This window comes from Actinomadura terrae, assembly GCF_022751215.1.
Lineage (GTDB): Bacteria > Actinomycetota > Actinomycetes > Streptosporangiales > Streptosporangiaceae > Spirillospora > Spirillospora terrae.
Map to the genome: position 1 here is coordinate 1 of NZ_JAICDG010000014.1, position 14,107 is coordinate 14,107.

The following is a 14,107-nucleotide window of genomic DNA, read 5'->3' on the forward strand; positions in this document are numbered from 1 at the left end:
AACGCGGCGGATACGTGATCACGCGCGACCCGGACGCGGACGCGGAGGTGCGGGCGCTCGTGCCCGCGTGATCATGCGCACCCTGGCGCGTAGCGAGTAGCGGCTACGTCAGGGGCCCGGGGGTCGCTACGCGTGGACTGTCCCAGGTCAAAGCGCGTAGCGACCTCCGTAGCAAGGCCCGTAGCAACCCGCGTAACGACCCAAGTAGCAAGGCCCGTAGCAACCCGAGAGATGAGGACCCGATGAACCCGATCAACCTCGATCCGCACCCGGTCAAGGGCCACTCCGGCGACCGGACGATCGGCCTCGCCGGGGCCGTCGCCGACGCCGTCCGGGCGCTGAACTACGCCACGCTCCCCGAGAACGCGGCGGCCGGTGTGCCCTACCCCTCGACCGTCGGCGACGTCGTCGGGCGGCTCCAGGCGGGCGCGGCCGGGATGGACCAGCTCGTCCGCCAGCTCGCCGGGCGCCTGACCGACATCGCCGCCCACGAGGAACTGCGCGTCGCGGGCGAGATGGTCGAGCCGACTCGGGCCGTCGCCGAGGCCCTGGACGCGCTGGAGACGGTGCGGAAGATGGCCGCTGGTCTGGAGGGCGCCCTCCGCGACGCTCACAACGCGCTGTCCCCGATCGGTGTCGTCTACACCGTCGGCGACGACCCGGACCAGTAGTCCGGGCGGGCGCCGTGCCGTGCGCCAACACGGCGCGGCGCCCTTGATCAATCCCACCTGCACAACCAGGAGGAACAGACCCATGCACATCATCGCGATCGTCCCCGGCCCCGTCACCTCGGCGTGCAACTGCCCTGGCTGCTCCACCTGCGGAGGCAGCCGCACCACCAACGGGCACACCTGCCCGGCCTGCGGCGGCTCGGGCAAGTGCTCGCACGGCGGTGGACGATGACCGGCGCACTGGTCACCCTCGCCGACCGGCGCACCCTCGCCACCTCCGGCCCGGTCCGACCCGGCACGATGCTCGGCGCCCACCTGAGCGCCGTAGCCGACCCCCGGCGGCTCCCGGTTACCGAGCTGGCCCCTGTCCAGGACATCGCATGCGATCACGTGAGCGTCCTCGACTTCCTGGACGGCACCGCTACCGCCCGGTTGCTGCGGGTGCGCGACTGCGGCGACGGCTGGGAGGTCGTCGGGGACGAGCCGCTGACCGGGCTGCTGGGACCGCAGGCGTGCGAGATCGCCGCCGCCGCCGCGATCGCCCGCGCCGAGCTGCTCGGCGACACCGACGCCTCCCCCGGCGCCGCCCGCTACTACCAGGCCATCGAGGCCTGCGGCGCCGCCCTGGACGACGCACTGGACGCGGCGCTGAGCGCCCTGGAGGCCGCGGGCGCGGACGCCTGCTGGTGGGCAACGGCCGTCACGTGCGCCTACGGATACGAGTTGGTCGCGATCGCCGGATGCGACCTGGTCGGCACCGGCCCGTGGACGGTCGGCGCCTACGCCACGCTGATGGGGCCCTGGCGGGCTGCGTTCGGCGCCGCAACCTGACGAACCGGCCCCACGAGCGGCCCCGGACCTGAATAGGGTCCGGGGCCGCTTCGCGTCAGGATGCTTGGTATGGAGCCCGAAGAATGACGGCGCGGCGGCGGCACGGGGTGCTGGTGGCGCTCCTCGACACGAGGTTCACCACGTTCGCGACGCCCGTGCTGGTCTCGTGGATCTACCGGGGGTGCATGGCCGTGATCGTCATGGTCACGCTGTGGTGGATGCTGCTGGCCGTGGCCGTGATGACCTGGCGCAACGGCTGGATGTGGGGAGCGCTGGGGCTCGCGGCCGCACCGCTGATCGGATTCGTGATGCTGCTGGTGGTCCGGGTGGCCCTGGAACTGGCGGTCGCCCGATTCCGCATCCCGGCGGCTGGAACGTTGGAGGCGCCGAGAACGGCACCGCACAAGGACGTTGACCCAGGGCCGCGCCCCCCGTCAGGGTGATCGGATGACCGATCCGGAACCCCCTGACCCCTACGACTACGGACCGCCACCCGAACCGCCGGAATCGTCCGAACCGCCGTCGCCACGGTCGGCACCGCCACGCGAGGCACCCGTGCTGTACCCGGATGAGCCGGGGAACGCGGGCGGGCTGCCGAGGCGACAGGTGGGGATCGCGGCCGCCGCTGTCGGCGCCGTCCTGGTCCTGGTGCTCGTCGTGGTCGCGGTCACCCGGTCGGGCGGCGGTGACGGCGGCTCGGGCGGGCCTGAGGTAGCGGCGGTCACGCAGACGGTCACCGCTTCGCCTCCGGTCGCCTCGGCACCGGGCGTGGCGCCGTCCTCGTCGGCGCCGTCGCCCGGCCCGTCCCCGGGCGTGACGGGCTCGCCGTCGGCGACGACGCCGGTCCGGCGGTGGGCCGGGGTGCTGACGGTGGAGGGGCCGAGTTCCCGGCGGGACCTGGACGCGGTGCCGCCGTCCACCTCCACGCACGCGGGCACGCCTGACATCCGGGGCGACTGGCTGAGGACCATCCTCAAGGGCGAGTCGGATGCACGGTTGGCGGTGCTGGAGCCGGGGGCGCGGCCGGACGCGCGGGCGTGCCAGGACGCGGCGGCCGCGACCGGTACGACAGACCAGACCGACCCGTTGGATGAGGGCGATGTGGTGTGCGTGATCACTGCGGGGGGGCATCGGGTGGCGCGGCTGGTAACGGTGCTGGCCACGCAGACCAGCACCACGCCGAAGCTGAGCTTTGACGCGGTGCTGTGGGACGTGTGATGCCCGGTCAGGACCAGGGCGCGGGCGCGGTGTTGGGGATCGACCCGGGGCGCCGGTGGACGGCGGGCGTTCTGCGGGTCGGCGCGGACGCCCTGTACGGCTGGACGGTCGGGCCCGTCGACGCGCACGGCCGTCCATCGTCGGCCGCGCTCGACAACGTTCACGACCTGGCCGCGTGGACGCGCTATATGGCGCGGGTGATGGATCAGATCGAGGCGAGCATGGCGCGGGCGCCCGGCGGGGGGCGGGTCACGCTGGCCATAGAGGTGGTGGTGCCGCCGCTGGGCCGCAAGATCGCGCTTGCGGACTGGCTCATCCCGCGCCAGGTCATGGCGGCGGTGCTGGCCTACGATCCGCGGACGGTCCTGGTCCCCACGGGCGGGCATGGGCGGGCGCGGCCGCTGCGTGAGCACTACCCGCCGCCGCTGTGGCCCGCCAAGGGCAGCACGGGCGGGCGCCCGGCCGACTGGGGGCCCAACGAAGCGCGCCGCTCGGAACGGGATCACGAGCGCGCGGCCTACGACGTCGCGGGCGTCGGCGCGCAGCTCCTCGCGCGGGAGGGGGCGCGGGCGTGAGAGCGGCGGTGCGCCTGGCGGACCGGGTCGAGCGGTCCCCGGTGCTGCTGGAGGTGCGGTACGCCCTGGCGGACGGCGCGTACTGGGGCTGGGCGGTGGCGCTGGTGGCGGGCGCGGCGGTGTGGGTGGCGCGCGGGATGCCCTCCCCGGGCACCATCGCCACGGCGGCCGCGGCGATGGTGGTCGGCGCCGGGGCGGGCGCCTGGCGCGCGTGGCGGCGAGCGCGTCCGGCCGCCACTTCTGGCGAGCGCCGGACGGCGGCGCTGATGGCGGCGCGGCGCTGGCTGGCGCTGTACGGGCTCGCGGCCGCCGCGTTGCCCTCGCTCGTGGCGGCCGCTGGAGGGGCGGGCGTCTGGGCGCTGCTCCCGCTCGTGGTGGCCGCGCTCGTCCTCGCCGAGATCGCCGTCCTCACGATCCCGATGCGGGGGCGGGCGCGGCTGCTGGCGCGGCTGCGTACCGGGGCCCGCGCCGTCACCGGCGCCAGGGATGACGAGGCGGGGGAGGTGCGGGTAGGGCGGGCGCTGTGGGACGGGCGCCGCCTGACCCGCGTGTACGTCACCTACCCGGCCACCTGGCACGCCCACCTGGAGGCGCGCCGCGACGCGCTGGTGGGGCGGGTCATGTGGGACCTGGTCGGGCCCCCGCCCACCGGCCCGGCCGCCGTGGGCGCGCCGGTGCGCCCCGACTACGACACGCGCTTTGACGGCGGGCACCGCCGCCTGGAGGTGCGGCGCGTGCCGCCGCTGCCCCCGCGCCTGGACGCGCGCGACTTCGGCCAGGAGGACGGCGCGATCGTGCTGGGAGAGACCGTCCCGGCCTTGGCGGACGCGGTCCTGGACGGCGTCCCGGTCGCGCTCTACCAGCCCACGGCGCACCTTCTCATCGTGGGCGCCACGCAGCACGGCAAGTCCAGCGCGGTCCGGGCCTGGGCCGTCGACGGGCTCACGCACGGCGTTTTCCCGGGCGGGCTGTGGGCGGTCGACGGCAAGGGCTCGGGGACGCTCGCTCCGCTGATCGGCTGTGAGGACGTGCACGTCATCGCGCACGATCCGGACGGGTGGCGCGTCGCGTTCGCTGATGTCGTCGACGTCGTCGCCCGGCGGTACGCCCGGGTGCTGGCATGGCGGTCGGGGCAGTCGGACGTCCGGCCTCGGCTCCCCCGGGCGCTGGTGGTGCTGGACGAGATCCAGCAGGTCACCATGGCCGCGCCTGAGCTGTCCGGGCCGCTGGACACCCTCGCAAGGCAAGCACTCGAATCCAACGTGATCATCTGGGTCATCACGCAGCGACCCGACGCGCGCGACGCCGTCCCCGGCGCCGTGAGAGACCAGCTCGTAGATCGCGTCAGCCTCGGGCCGCTGTCGACCGCCGGGGCGAAGATGTGCTTTGACGTCACGGGGGAGTGGCACAAGGGCCTGGGCGTCGCGCCGGTCGCGGGCCGGGCGTTGACCTGGCTCGGCGGGATGTGGCGGCCGGTTCAGGTGCCCTGGCTGCCGTTCCCGGCGGATGTGCCCGCGGTGGCGCCGCTGTACCCGCCGCGAGTCGCGCGCGAAAGCGTCCGCGGGGCGCCGCCGGCTCCGCCTCGGCCGCCCCGTCCCTGCCCGGCTCCGGCGCCCCGTCCGGCGCCCGAGGCTGCTCCGGACGGCGGCCCGGCGCCCTACGATCCGGCCGACCCGTACGGGCGGCGGCGTCGCCGCCGGGACTGACCGGGGGCCTTCTCTGGACGCGCTTTTGACGCGTGACCGCAGGGAGCGACTCGTACAGCGGAGTCCCAAAGGGACTCCGCTGAGTCTACAAGTCGATTCGCTCATCGGGGGCGCGGCGCGCCGAGGCGGCGGGGGGGATGATGAGGCGCATGGATGCGGCCGGTCGGGGCGGGGGAGTGGTGGCGCTCGCGGTGCCGGGCCTGGCGTGGGAGCTGCTCGCGGTGGCAGTGATGGCGGCCGCGCTCGTGGGCACCATCGCGGCCGCGTTCGGCCGCCGCCGGGGCGGCGGCCGACGTCGCCGGGGCGGCTACCGGGTGCGGGTCGGTCCCGGCGCGCCGCTGCTGCTGCTCCTGGCGTTCACGCGCCGGATGGACTCCGTCGTCGTCGCGGTCGCGTCCCTCGTCGTCCTGGCCGCGTTGTTCGCGAACGCTCGTGCTTAGGCTTCGATGCCCAGGGCCTTGGCGATCGCCTTCGCCGTGACCTCGATGATGTTGGGGACGTAGAACACGATCCCGATCGCGATCGCCAGAACGATGAACTGCACGAACCGCGTGATCTCCCGCGTGAACAGGAAAAAGATCGCCACGATAGAGACGATCACCAGGAACAGCGGGCCGAAGATCGTGCGGAGCCAGTCGGCGAGCGCGTCCGTGTTCGGTGCGTCCTCCGGGCTCTTTGTCGGCGTGGGCGTCGGCGCCATCATCACCCGGACCGCAAGCGATTGGGCGTAGGTGGTCGCGCCGCTGATCAGGCCGGTGAACATGTTGTGTGTGCCTTCCGGGTCGGTTAGCGCTCGATCGGGCCGGGGCCTTGCCGTGCGGCCGCCAGACGCGTTTCCGGCCTCGCCCGTGTCCGGACGATGATCCTCTCGGATGCGCCCCAGACCAGCGCACCGATGACGTACGCCATCCCGGCGGTGAACTTAAGGGTCACGTCCCCGGCCAGCACGCACACCGCCGTCAGGAGGACCGCTCCCCCGCCCAGCAGGGTCCAGCGGGCCCGCACCATCGGGTCGTCCCGCCAACGTCGCCGTCGCGTCACCACATCATCCCCAATCCGTAGATCCAGCTAGTCCAGTGTGAGCCCCAGCGCTTACCGCTGTCCCGCCACACGAGGTGCTACTCCTCGTCGTCCTGGTGGTCGGCGGCGCGGGCCTCGATGCGGCGCGGCAGCTCGTGGCGTCCGTTCACCAGCTCGCGCATGAGCACGCGGAGCGCGGCGGCGTTGGTGGTGTCGTGCTCGGCGACCCACGCGCGCAGTTGGCCGTACAGGGCGGGCGCGAGGTCGTAGGTCGTTTTCACGCCCGGGGCGGACGCGCGGGCGGGTGCGTGCACCAGCTCGGCGACGCGGGCGCTGGTGGCTTCGTCGGCGAGCAGCTCGGCCAGCAGTGCGCGCACCACCACCGACACCGGCAGTACCCGCCGCCCGGCCCACACCTTCACCCGGCGCAGTAGCGCCGGGTCCAGCTCGAACGTGGCTTTGACCGGCGCGATTCGTGTTACGGGCCTACGGGGTTCCCGTGGTCCCGTATCGACTCCCCGGGTCGCGGCCGCGCTCATGCTGCCGCGCTGGCGACGGGTCATCGGGTCGCCCCGGACGCGTCGGCGAGTGCGAGGATCTCGGCGGCGGCGGCCGCGTAGGCGGTGTCCTCGGCGACGACCGGGGCGCCGTGGGACTGGGCGTACAGCTCCAGCCGCGGGATGCGGGTGGGAAGCACCCGGTGCCCGCGCTTGGTCAGCTCACCGGCGGCGTCGCCGGTGCTGCTGGCGTTGGCGACGGTGCGGTTCAGCAGCACGCACACCGTCAGCGGCCCGGCCCGCAACGGCTCGATGTCGGCGAGGACGGCCAGCACGGGCGCCATCCGGTCCACCTCGGCCGTGGTCGGCGCGACCGGGATCACCGCGACGTCGGCGACGCGAAGCGCCGAGACGGCGATGCCCTGGTGGTCCTCGATCGGCGGGGAGTCGATGACGGTCACCTCGTAGTCGGCGGCGACCCTGGGCAGGATCTTGTGCAGGTCCCGGCTCGGGTTGCTGATCAGGTCGAACGGGAACCGCGCCCGGTCGTCCCACCGCCCCGCCGAGCCGAGACCGTCGAACGCCTCGGCGCCGTACTTGGAGTGGGCCCCGCCCGGGTCGGCGTCGATCAGCAGCGTTCGCCGCCCGGCCTCGTGGACGGCGTGCGCCAGCCAGACGGCCGAGGTCGTCTTGGCCGTCCCCGGCTTCAAGTTCGTCACTGTCCAGATCATGACGCCGACCGTACGGGAGTACGGGACACCCGTCCCCCCGCACACCCCGACTAGCGCCACAACCAGCAAGCTTTACGACGTAAAGCCATGTGCTCCCAGCTTGCGGCTAGACAGCCTCCAAGTCGATCACGTCCCACACCACGCGCTCCGGCTCGTCCGGCTCGATGGCGGCCCCGCGGCTGCCGTTTGGGTGGCAGGCCGGGCAGCGACGCACCCGGCCGTCATCGGTTTCGACCATGCGATTGACGTCGCAGCGGTCGCACTTGGGCGGGAGCTGCGGCCGCCCGGCTGCCGCTCCCCGGCCGACGCCGGGCAACTCCGCCCATCCGGCCCGGGAGGTCCGGCTCATCACCACCGCAACCGCGCTCCGCGTCCGCGACGGCTCTAGATCGCGTGTGAGCGCGTCATGCACGCCGACCCGGCGTGCACCCTGCGCCAGGGCGTCCGCGACTCTCTCGGCGAGCCTGAGCCGCTCCGAAGGGGTCGGTAGCCGATGGCCGTCCCACTGTTCGGTGGCCGTGTCCACCACGGCCAGCGCCTCGGTGAGCGTCCCGTCGTTCATGTCCGTTCCGGCGCGAGCCGTTCCCTCCTCCTCCTGGACGTCCTCGCGCGCGGCCGCGCGGTCTGCGGCTGGTGTGACTCCAGATGAGGAGGAGGAGGTTTTTATCGGAGGGTTGTAAGGAGGGTTGGGGGATTGAGAGTCCCCCCGCGACGGGACTGTCAGTCCCCCCGCGACGGGACTGTCAGTCCCCCCGCTCCCGTCGGAGCGACGGGACTGAGAGTCCCCCCGCTCCGCAGACTCGGGCGGCTTCGTCTCGTTCGTCGCCTTCCCCGGGCCGGTCTCGTCGTTCTTGGGCGGCAGGCTCTTGGGGCGGCGCTGCGGAGCGGGTTTGCCCTTGTCGGCGCGCGCGTGCTTGGGCGGTGCGGGCGCCAGCGGGGGCCGGTTGTCCCTCGTGATCGGCGGCAGACCCCGTTCGGTGCGCGCAGTGTTGATCTCCTCCAACTGCACCGGGCTCCAGAAGTCGGCCGGGATCATGACCTCCCAGACCACGGTCTTCTTGTCGGCGGGCAACCGCTTCCAGCTCACCGGCATCTGGCCGGTCTGGCGACGCAGCAGGCCCCGGGCCTCCATCGCGCGGCACTTGCGCTCGGCCGTCTTGCGATCAACGCGGGCGATGTGGCCGAGCGTCTTGTAGGACCGGTGGCAGTCGCGGCCGTCAAAGCTGCCCTTCATCACCAGAGCTACCAGGACGGACCGCTCCTCAGCGTCCCTGACCGGCGCGTGCTCGACCGCCCACAAGATCGGATACAGGCTCATCGCGCACTACCGATCATCTGGGCGCGCGTCGAGCTGTCGGATGGGGTGGGTACTCTCATGACAAACGTCCTTCTTGCTTGCACGTGGGAAGTGACCTCTGGAGGCCGGGAGCAGCAACTCCCGGCCTCCGCGCTTTTCGGGGACGGTATCGCTCTACGTGAGGCTAAGGTCGTAGCCGACCGACCAGGGGCGGTCCGGGCCGATGACGTCTACGCCGAACTCCAGCGGTTGCCCGTCCTCGTCGGAGAGCCGGGCCTCCACCACGAGAACCGCGATGGGCTGGGTGAGGCCGAGGGCCTCGGCCTCGTCGTCGCTGGCGAGCCGCGCCTTGGCGGTGTCGAGCCCGGGGGCTGGTTGACGTCCGGTGGCCTTACAGATGGCGCCGATGGTGCCGCCCTCGATGCGGTCAGTACGCAGCAGCGCAGGGACCGCATCGGCGAGTTCGCCGTTCAGCCATGAGGTCGAGATCGCGGCGACCCCGTCATCGTCCAGGAAACGACGCTGACGTCGGATGACTTGGGCCTCCGGTTCGACTCCGAGAGCGTGGGCCACGTCTTCGGGGGCGGGCACCAGCTCGGAGGAGAGGATCTCGGAGCGCTCGCCCACGCGCGTGGCCCGGCCGGTGCTGATCATCCGCCGGAACCGGATGCCGCCCGTTTGAACGGTCGGTACCTGTTCGGCTACCTGGGTGCCGATGCCGGTCACGGCGATGACCATGCCTTCCGACCGCAACGCGCTAAGCGCCTTGTCTGCGGTTGCGCGGCTGACGCCGTACTCGGCTGCGAGTTCTCGAACGCTCGGAACCCGGTCACCGGGTCGGAGCGTCCCCGCGTGGATCTCGTCCCTGATGCGTTGCGCAATCTGCGCGTACGGCGCTGCCACGCGCTGAAGCTCTGCCATCTCTCCGCCCTTCTCACTGGGGGTATGTGTCTCAGACACTAAGAATCCTAGCCTCTAGTCCTTGACAGGATCTAGTGTCCTAGTACACCTTGGTTTTGAAAGGCAGGACGCGGTCCCCGGCGGGTGCACGCCGGGGACCGCACATCCGGACCCCGACCCTGAAAGGACTGGTCCAGATGCTGGAGACCATGGTTCCCGACCGGGAACCGTTCAGCACGTTCCGGGCGGATGTGGCGCCGCCGGTGGCGTGGGCGCTGACGCAAATGACGACGGGGGTTGGCGTTCCCCGGCTGCCGGGGGAGGAGTTCCTCGACCTGTGGGCGCCTCGGCTGCCGGGCGAGTCGCCTATCGACTCGCTGAGCCGCCGGGCGGCGGCGGCGGACATCCTCGATGAGCTGCTTCACGAGTACGCGGGGGAGTGCGCGGAGGAACCCATCGGGCTCGTGGACGCGCTGGTGAACCTGGTGGCCACCCGCACGATCGACTGGGTGGGGGTGCCGTCGTGAGGTACGACGACGACCCGTCCGACGCGCTGCGCGCGGGGATCGCGACGACCTTCTTCCTGCTGGGCACGGCCGTCATCACGGGCGTGGTGATGGCGCCGGGTCTGGGGCGGCTGGTCCTGGTGCTGCTGGTGCTGGTGGCGGCGCCGCTGGCGGGCCTGTACGTGTGGCGGTCGGCCCGGAGCGGGGGTGCCCGGTGAGTGCGCGGGTGATCAGGGTCAGCACGGCGGCGACCACGATCGGCATCGCGGCCGTGGCGGCGGTGGTGTCCTACCGGCACGCCTACGACGTGGTCATGGATCACGGCGAGCCCAAGGGCACGGCGGTGCTGGTGCCGCTGTGCGTGGACGGTCTGGTCTATGCGGCCGGGATGGTGCACCTGGACAGTGCGCGGCGCGGGCAGACGGCCGGGCTGCTGGCGTGGGCGGCGCTGGGTCTGGGGATCGGCGCGACGATCGCGGTCAACGTCTTGCACGGGCTCGCGGCGGGCCCGGTGGGCGCGGTCGTGGCGGCGTGGCCCGCCGTGACGCTCGTCCTCGTGGTCGAGCTGCTGATGGGGATGATCCGGCAGTCGCGCGACGCCTCTGATGACGCGACGCCGACCGCGACGCCGGACGGAGCCGAGGACGACGCGCCGCACACCGCCGTGAGCGCCATGGCGGGCGACGCGGCGGACGACGCGGCGGGCGAGGATGCCGCCGCGCCGCGCGCCATCGCGGCCCCCAAGCCGAGGACGACCCGGGCGACGCGTCGCGCGACGCCGACCGCGACGGATCGGACGGCGGACGCGCTCGCCGTCCTCGCTACCGCCCCCGACATCTCGGGCGCGGAGCTGGGGCGGCGGCTGGGGCTGTCGCCGCGACAGGGGCAGCGGCTTCTGGGCGAGATCAGGGCGGCCGACCCGATGCCCGGACAGACCACGATCCCGACGGACGACGCGACGGACGACGCGACGGACGGCACGTCGGACACGGCGGCGGACCGGACGGCGGACGAGCCGAGCGAACACGACACGGCGGACGACACGGCGCGGCTGGTGTCGGTGGGAGGCGAGCACTGATGGCGGACATGACGACGCCGACGACGCCGGGTACGGCGGGCGTGACGGAGTACCTCGTGATGCTGACGGTGGAGACGCAGCGCGACAGCGGCGTGGTCGCGCAGACGCACCGGGCGGCGATCGCGACGGTTCCGGCCGGGGCGACGCGGTTCGACCTGCTCGGGTGGGCGCGGGCCCAGCTCCCCCAGGAGCACCGCGACGGCGTGATCCTCTTCTTCTACGCCGAGCCCAACCGGCTGGGCGGGGGCGCGTCGTGAACCGGGTGGTGACGACGAGGGCGCGGGCGGCCGTTGCGGCGGCGCTGACCGTCGCTGCCGGAGCGGCGATCGCGGTCGTGGTGGTGACGGTCCACGCGGCCCGCGCAGCGTGGGCGGTCCTGGTGCTGCTGCTGAGCGCGGCGGACGCGCTGGTGACGGCGTGGCTGGGCGTGCGGCCAGCGGGGCTGTGGCTGTCGACCATGCGGCGGGAGCTGGCCGACGAAGCGCGGCGGGGATGGCACGACGCCATTGACGCTGACGTGGTCGAGGAAATCGACGGAATGGACGACGACCCGGACGATGACTCGGCCGTCTCCGTGCTGGTGAATGGGAAGGGCGCGCGATGAGCAACCGGATTCCGGAACTGGAGACGATCGAATTCAAGGGCGCGTCCAGTATCGCCGAGTACTCGCGGGCGGGTCGCCGGATCGGGCGGGATCTGGCTGCCGAATTCGACCAGGCGGCCGAGGAGATCATGGCGGTGCTGAGCCGTCAGAAGGGCCACCCGCTCCTGATGGGCGTGGACGTGCGCATCCGCGCCCGGCGGGTCGCCAAGCGGCTCCAGCGGGCGGCGGAGCTGTCCAACGGCCTGGCGGTCGAGTGCGTGAAGTTCAACACCGAGTTCCGTGTTCAGTTCGCCGAGGTCATCGCCCCGGCCAAGAAGAAGACGAAGCCCAACTTCGACTTCAACGGCTGATTCACCGTCCTTGAAAGGAGGCGAACAAATGGGCAAGCGCGGAAAGACCTCGCTGGAGAAGGTCGAGGAAATCACCGTGGAGCGGCTCGCCGCGCGGGCCGTGTCCAAGGTGGCGGGCTACGCCACCCCGTGGATCACGGGCCTGATGATCAGCGGTATGGGCGCTGGCGCTCACGTGTTGTGGGGGGATGCCGGGGCGGCGCCGTGGGCGGCGATGGCCGAGACGATCGGGACGGTCGGCCTGGCGGCTGCCGCCGTGGCCTACTCGTCGGGCCGCGCCGCCATCGTGCGCTGGCACATGATCGGCACGCTGACCGCGTCCGGGACGTGGGTCACGGTGACGACGATCGCGGGCATGTCGCCCAAGCCGGTGTGGTCGCTGTGGGTCGGCGGCGGCGTGCTGCTGGCGCTGAGCTGGAACCTCCGTCAGGCCGTCATGGCGCACAGCAACGGCGAGGACATGCCCGGCGGCGACCGGATCTCCGAGCTGATCAAGTCGGCTGCACGCGCGGTCGGCGTGGAGACCAAGGCCGTGCGGCTGGTGGAGGCCACCGACCGTCAGGCGACGGTGAAGGCCACCTTCGAGGGCGGCGGGACGGCGGCGGACATGCAGAAGAAGGCGGCGGAGATCGAGTCGGCGGCGAAGCTGCCGCCCGGCAGCATCAACATCACCCCCGACGAGGACCGCGCCGATCAGGCGCTGGTGACGACGTCGGACCCGCGGGTACTGCACACGGCGCTGCCCTGGCCCGGCCCGTCCCGGCCGGGCGGGTCGATCGCCGAGCCGCTGTGCATCGGGATCTGGCAGGACGGCGAGGACGTCCAGCACGTCATCGTGGGCCACCACGTCCAGTTCATGGGCAAGACCGGCTCGGGCAAGTCCGAGGGCGGCGCGTGGAACTACCTGGCCGAGATCGTCTCGCGCATGGATGCGGTGGTGATCGCGGCGGACATCACCAAGCGGGATCAGTTCCTCGGGCCGCTGCGCCCGGCGCTGCACCGCTTCGACACCACCAAGACCGGCGTCCGCTCCCAGGTGGCCGACATGCACCGCGCGATGGGCGAGCGCATGGACTACCTGACCGAGAAGGGGCTGACCAAGTGGCAGCCCGGATGCGGGCTGTCGTACCTGGTGTGGTGGCTGGAGGAGTTCCCCGACATCGGCGACACCATCGACATGCAGCGGTTCCTCTCGATCGTCAAGGCGCTGCGGTCGGGTGGCGGGACGATCGTGATGAGCCTTCAGCGGTCGGACTGGACGCAGATGCCCACCATCGCGCGCGGGCAGCTCGCGAAGATGTGCTTCGCGGTCGACTCCGACGACGACGCCGAGTTCGGGCTGTCGTCTCGGCAGGACAAGAACCCCAGCGTCCAGCCGGACCAGTGGGCGACCTGCGGCCCGGACACCGTGGGCATGGCCTACCTGGACGCGCCGTCGATCCCGATCGAGCGCGTCTCGATGGCGTTGCGCACCTGGAACTGGAACAGCGACACCGACGCTCTCCGCGCGCACGCCGAGACGTTCTCGACGGTCGCGCGCCCGGCCGACCCGGTGACCGCGCGGTGCCTGCTGGGCGGCGCCGCGCCCGCCGCCGGCGGCGCTGACGAGCGGCCCGAGCTGGACGACGACCGATACGCCAACGAGGACCAGGAGGAGGACGAGTTGGGCGGGGAGTTGGACGGTGACCCGATCGCGCAGCACGTGCGCAGCGCCGATCCGAACCCGGAGAACACCGCCGGACCGGACGATGCGATCGATGAGACCGGATACGACGGCTGGACCTTTGAGGAGCCCGAGCGGCCCGTGCACAAGATGCCGACCGCCGAAGCGCGAGCGCTGCTGATCGGGCAGCTTTCGCAGTGGTACGCGGCCGGGCGCACGCATTTCAGGGCGGGCGACCTGCGGCCGGTATGGGAGACGGCCGGGCGCAAGCGCGCGTGGTCGGGCCGGTTCCTGCGCGAGGAGCTGCTTCCGGCCGGGATCATCGCCGAGGACGACGAACGCGGCGGATACGTGATCACGCGCGACCCGGACGCGGACGCGGAGGTGCGGGCGCTCGTGCCCGCGTGATCATGCGCACCCTGGCGCGTAGCGAGTAGCGGCTACGTCAGGGGCCCGGGGG

21 protein-coding genes are annotated in these 14,107 nt (G+C 72.5%); 15 read left to right on the plus strand and 6 right to left on the minus strand.

The features are described from left to right. The first annotated feature begins 242 nt into the window (after nt 1-242). The 8 genes from K2F47_RS40190 to K2F47_RS40225 all read left to right on the plus strand — a co-directional run bounded on the left by K2F47_RS40190 (nt 243) and on the right by K2F47_RS40225 (nt 5,441). On the plus strand, nt 243-671 hold the full coding sequence (locus K2F47_RS40190; RefSeq protein ID WP_242911520.1) for a hypothetical protein: 429 nt from the start codon (nt 243-245) through the stop codon (nt 669-671). An 82-nt stretch (nt 672-753) separates the two neighbouring features. Next, on the plus strand, nt 754-903 hold the full coding sequence (locus tag K2F47_RS40195) for a hypothetical protein (protein WP_242911521.1): 150 nt from the start codon (nt 754-756) through the stop codon (nt 901-903). Continuing rightward, nucleotides 900-1,502, plus strand: coding sequence for a hypothetical protein (locus K2F47_RS40200; RefSeq protein ID WP_242911522.1), 603 nt, complete (start codon nt 900-902; stop codon nt 1,500-1,502). Before K2F47_RS40195 ends, K2F47_RS40200 begins: the two co-directional genes overlap by 4 nt. Before the next feature lie 83 nt (nt 1,503-1,585). After that, entirely contained in the window at nt 1,586-1,945 is a 360-nt protein-coding gene (locus K2F47_RS40205; RefSeq protein ID WP_242911523.1) for a DUF4282 domain-containing protein, read from the plus strand. Between the two features lie 112 nt (nt 1,946-2,057). Further along, a complete protein-coding gene (locus K2F47_RS40210) occupies nt 2,058-2,720 on the plus strand; it encodes a hypothetical protein (protein ID WP_242911524.1) in 663 nt (220 codons plus the stop codon). Then, nucleotides 2,720-3,295: a hypothetical protein gene (locus K2F47_RS40215; protein WP_242911525.1), complete on the plus strand. Its 576-nt coding sequence runs from the start codon at nt 2,720-2,722 to the stop codon at nt 3,293-3,295. Before K2F47_RS40210 ends, K2F47_RS40215 begins: the two co-directional genes overlap by 1 nt. Then, entirely contained in the window at nt 3,292-5,001 is a 1,710-nt protein-coding gene (locus tag K2F47_RS40220; protein WP_242911526.1) for a hypothetical protein, read from the plus strand. The genes K2F47_RS40215 and K2F47_RS40220 overlap by 4 nt, the downstream gene beginning before the upstream one ends. A gap of 149 nt (nt 5,002-5,150) precedes the next feature. Next, nucleotides 5,151-5,441: a hypothetical protein gene (locus K2F47_RS40225; RefSeq protein WP_242911527.1), complete on the plus strand. Its 291-nt coding sequence runs from the start codon at nt 5,151-5,153 to the stop codon at nt 5,439-5,441. On the opposite strand, the gene K2F47_RS40230 is transcribed toward K2F47_RS40225, so the two are convergent. From K2F47_RS40230 to K2F47_RS40255, 6 genes are all read right to left on the minus strand, one after another. Continuing rightward, entirely contained in the window at nt 5,438-5,704 is a 267-nt protein-coding gene (locus tag K2F47_RS40230; RefSeq protein ID WP_242911542.1) for a hypothetical protein, read from the minus strand. The two genes, K2F47_RS40225 and K2F47_RS40230, sit on opposite strands and share 4 nt — an antisense overlap. Nucleotides 5,705-5,787: 83 nt before the next feature. Further along, the gene (locus K2F47_RS40235) at nt 5,788-6,042 is read right to left on the minus strand and encodes a hypothetical protein (protein ID WP_242911528.1); all 255 of its coding nucleotides are present in this window, start codon (nt 6,040-6,042) and stop codon (nt 5,788-5,790) included. A 77-nt stretch (nt 6,043-6,119) separates the two neighbouring features. Beyond that, nucleotides 6,120-6,443, minus strand: coding sequence for a hypothetical protein (locus K2F47_RS40240; protein WP_242911529.1), 324 nt, complete (start codon nt 6,441-6,443; stop codon nt 6,120-6,122). A 137-nt stretch (nt 6,444-6,580) separates the two neighbouring features. After that, entirely contained in the window at nt 6,581-7,249 is a 669-nt protein-coding gene (locus tag K2F47_RS40245; protein ID WP_242911530.1) for an AAA family ATPase, read from the minus strand. A 106-nt stretch (nt 7,250-7,355) separates the two neighbouring features. Continuing rightward, nucleotides 7,356-8,567, minus strand: a complete 1,212-nt coding sequence (locus K2F47_RS40250; RefSeq protein WP_242911531.1) for a hypothetical protein — start codon at nt 8,565-8,567, stop codon at nt 7,356-7,358. A 153-nt stretch (nt 8,568-8,720) separates the two neighbouring features. Continuing rightward, nucleotides 8,721-9,467, minus strand: coding sequence for a GntR family transcriptional regulator (locus tag K2F47_RS40255; protein ID WP_242911532.1), 747 nt, complete (start codon nt 9,465-9,467; stop codon nt 8,721-8,723). A gap of 176 nt (nt 9,468-9,643) precedes the next feature. Between K2F47_RS40255 and K2F47_RS40260 the strand changes: the two genes are divergently transcribed. The 7 genes from K2F47_RS40260 to K2F47_RS40290 are packed head-to-tail and all read left to right on the plus strand — an operon-like array spanning nt 9,644 to nt 14,055. Beyond that, nucleotides 9,644-9,973, plus strand: coding sequence for a hypothetical protein (locus K2F47_RS40260; protein ID WP_242911533.1), 330 nt, complete (start codon nt 9,644-9,646; stop codon nt 9,971-9,973). Further along, the gene (locus K2F47_RS40265) at nt 9,970-10,170 is read left to right on the plus strand and encodes a hypothetical protein (protein ID WP_242911534.1); all 201 of its coding nucleotides are present in this window, start codon (nt 9,970-9,972) and stop codon (nt 10,168-10,170) included. Before K2F47_RS40260 ends, K2F47_RS40265 begins: the two co-directional genes overlap by 4 nt. Before the next feature lie 8 nt (nt 10,171-10,178). Continuing rightward, complete coding sequence (locus K2F47_RS40270; protein WP_242911535.1) at nt 10,179-11,030, plus strand: DUF2637 domain-containing protein; 852 nt, start codon at nt 10,179-10,181, stop codon at nt 11,028-11,030. Then, a complete protein-coding gene (locus K2F47_RS40275) occupies nt 11,030-11,287 on the plus strand; it encodes a hypothetical protein (protein ID WP_242911536.1) in 258 nt (85 codons plus the stop codon). Before K2F47_RS40270 ends, K2F47_RS40275 begins: the two co-directional genes overlap by 1 nt. Continuing rightward, nucleotides 11,284-11,634: a hypothetical protein gene (locus K2F47_RS40280; RefSeq protein WP_242911537.1), complete on the plus strand. Its 351-nt coding sequence runs from the start codon at nt 11,284-11,286 to the stop codon at nt 11,632-11,634. The genes K2F47_RS40275 and K2F47_RS40280 overlap by 4 nt, the downstream gene beginning before the upstream one ends. Next, entirely contained in the window at nt 11,631-11,984 is a 354-nt protein-coding gene (locus K2F47_RS40285; RefSeq protein ID WP_242911539.1) for a TraA-like protein, read from the plus strand. Before K2F47_RS40280 ends, K2F47_RS40285 begins: the two co-directional genes overlap by 4 nt. 28 nt (nt 11,985-12,012) lie before the next feature. After that, nucleotides 12,013-14,055, plus strand: a complete 2,043-nt coding sequence (locus K2F47_RS40290) for a hypothetical protein (protein ID WP_242911540.1) — start codon at nt 12,013-12,015, stop codon at nt 14,053-14,055. The last annotated feature ends 52 nt before the right edge of the window (nt 14,056-14,107 follow it).

What these genes read in the sequence shown, in the direction of transcription:
- K2F47_RS40205 (WP_242911523.1), top strand. Translation starts at nt 1,586, where the DNA reads ATGACGGCGCGGCGGCGGCACGGGGTGCTGGTGGCGCTCCTCGACACG.
- K2F47_RS40230 (WP_242911542.1), bottom strand. Translation starts at nt 5,704, where the DNA reads ATGATGGCGCCGACGCCCACGCCGACAAAGAGCCCGGAGGACGCACCG.
- K2F47_RS40245 (WP_242911530.1), bottom strand. Translation starts at nt 7,249, where the DNA reads ATGATCTGGACAGTGACGAACTTGAAGCCGGGGACGGCCAAGACGACC.
- K2F47_RS40190 (WP_242911520.1), top strand. Translation starts at nt 243, where the DNA reads ATGAACCCGATCAACCTCGATCCGCACCCGGTCAAGGGCCACTCCGGC.
- K2F47_RS40225 (WP_242911527.1), top strand. Translation starts at nt 5,151, where the DNA reads ATGGATGCGGCCGGTCGGGGCGGGGGAGTGGTGGCGCTCGCGGTGCCG.
- K2F47_RS40195 (WP_242911521.1), top strand. Translation starts at nt 754, where the DNA reads ATGCACATCATCGCGATCGTCCCCGGCCCCGTCACCTCGGCGTGCAAC.
- K2F47_RS40275 (WP_242911536.1), top strand. Translation starts at nt 11,030, where the DNA reads ATGGCGGACATGACGACGCCGACGACGCCGGGTACGGCGGGCGTGACG.
- K2F47_RS40260 (WP_242911533.1), top strand. Translation starts at nt 9,644, where the DNA reads ATGCTGGAGACCATGGTTCCCGACCGGGAACCGTTCAGCACGTTCCGG.
- K2F47_RS40200 (WP_242911522.1), top strand. Translation starts at nt 900, where the DNA reads ATGACCGGCGCACTGGTCACCCTCGCCGACCGGCGCACCCTCGCCACC.
- K2F47_RS40290 (WP_242911540.1), top strand. Translation starts at nt 12,013, where the DNA reads ATGGGCAAGCGCGGAAAGACCTCGCTGGAGAAGGTCGAGGAAATCACC.
- K2F47_RS40255 (WP_242911532.1), bottom strand. Translation starts at nt 9,467, where the DNA reads ATGGCAGAGCTTCAGCGCGTGGCAGCGCCGTACGCGCAGATTGCGCAA.
- K2F47_RS40285 (WP_242911539.1), top strand. Translation starts at nt 11,631, where the DNA reads ATGAGCAACCGGATTCCGGAACTGGAGACGATCGAATTCAAGGGCGCG.
- K2F47_RS40250 (WP_242911531.1), bottom strand. Translation starts at nt 8,567, where the DNA reads ATGAGCCTGTATCCGATCTTGTGGGCGGTCGAGCACGCGCCGGTCAGG.
- K2F47_RS40215 (WP_242911525.1), top strand. Translation starts at nt 2,720, where the DNA reads ATGCCCGGTCAGGACCAGGGCGCGGGCGCGGTGTTGGGGATCGACCCG.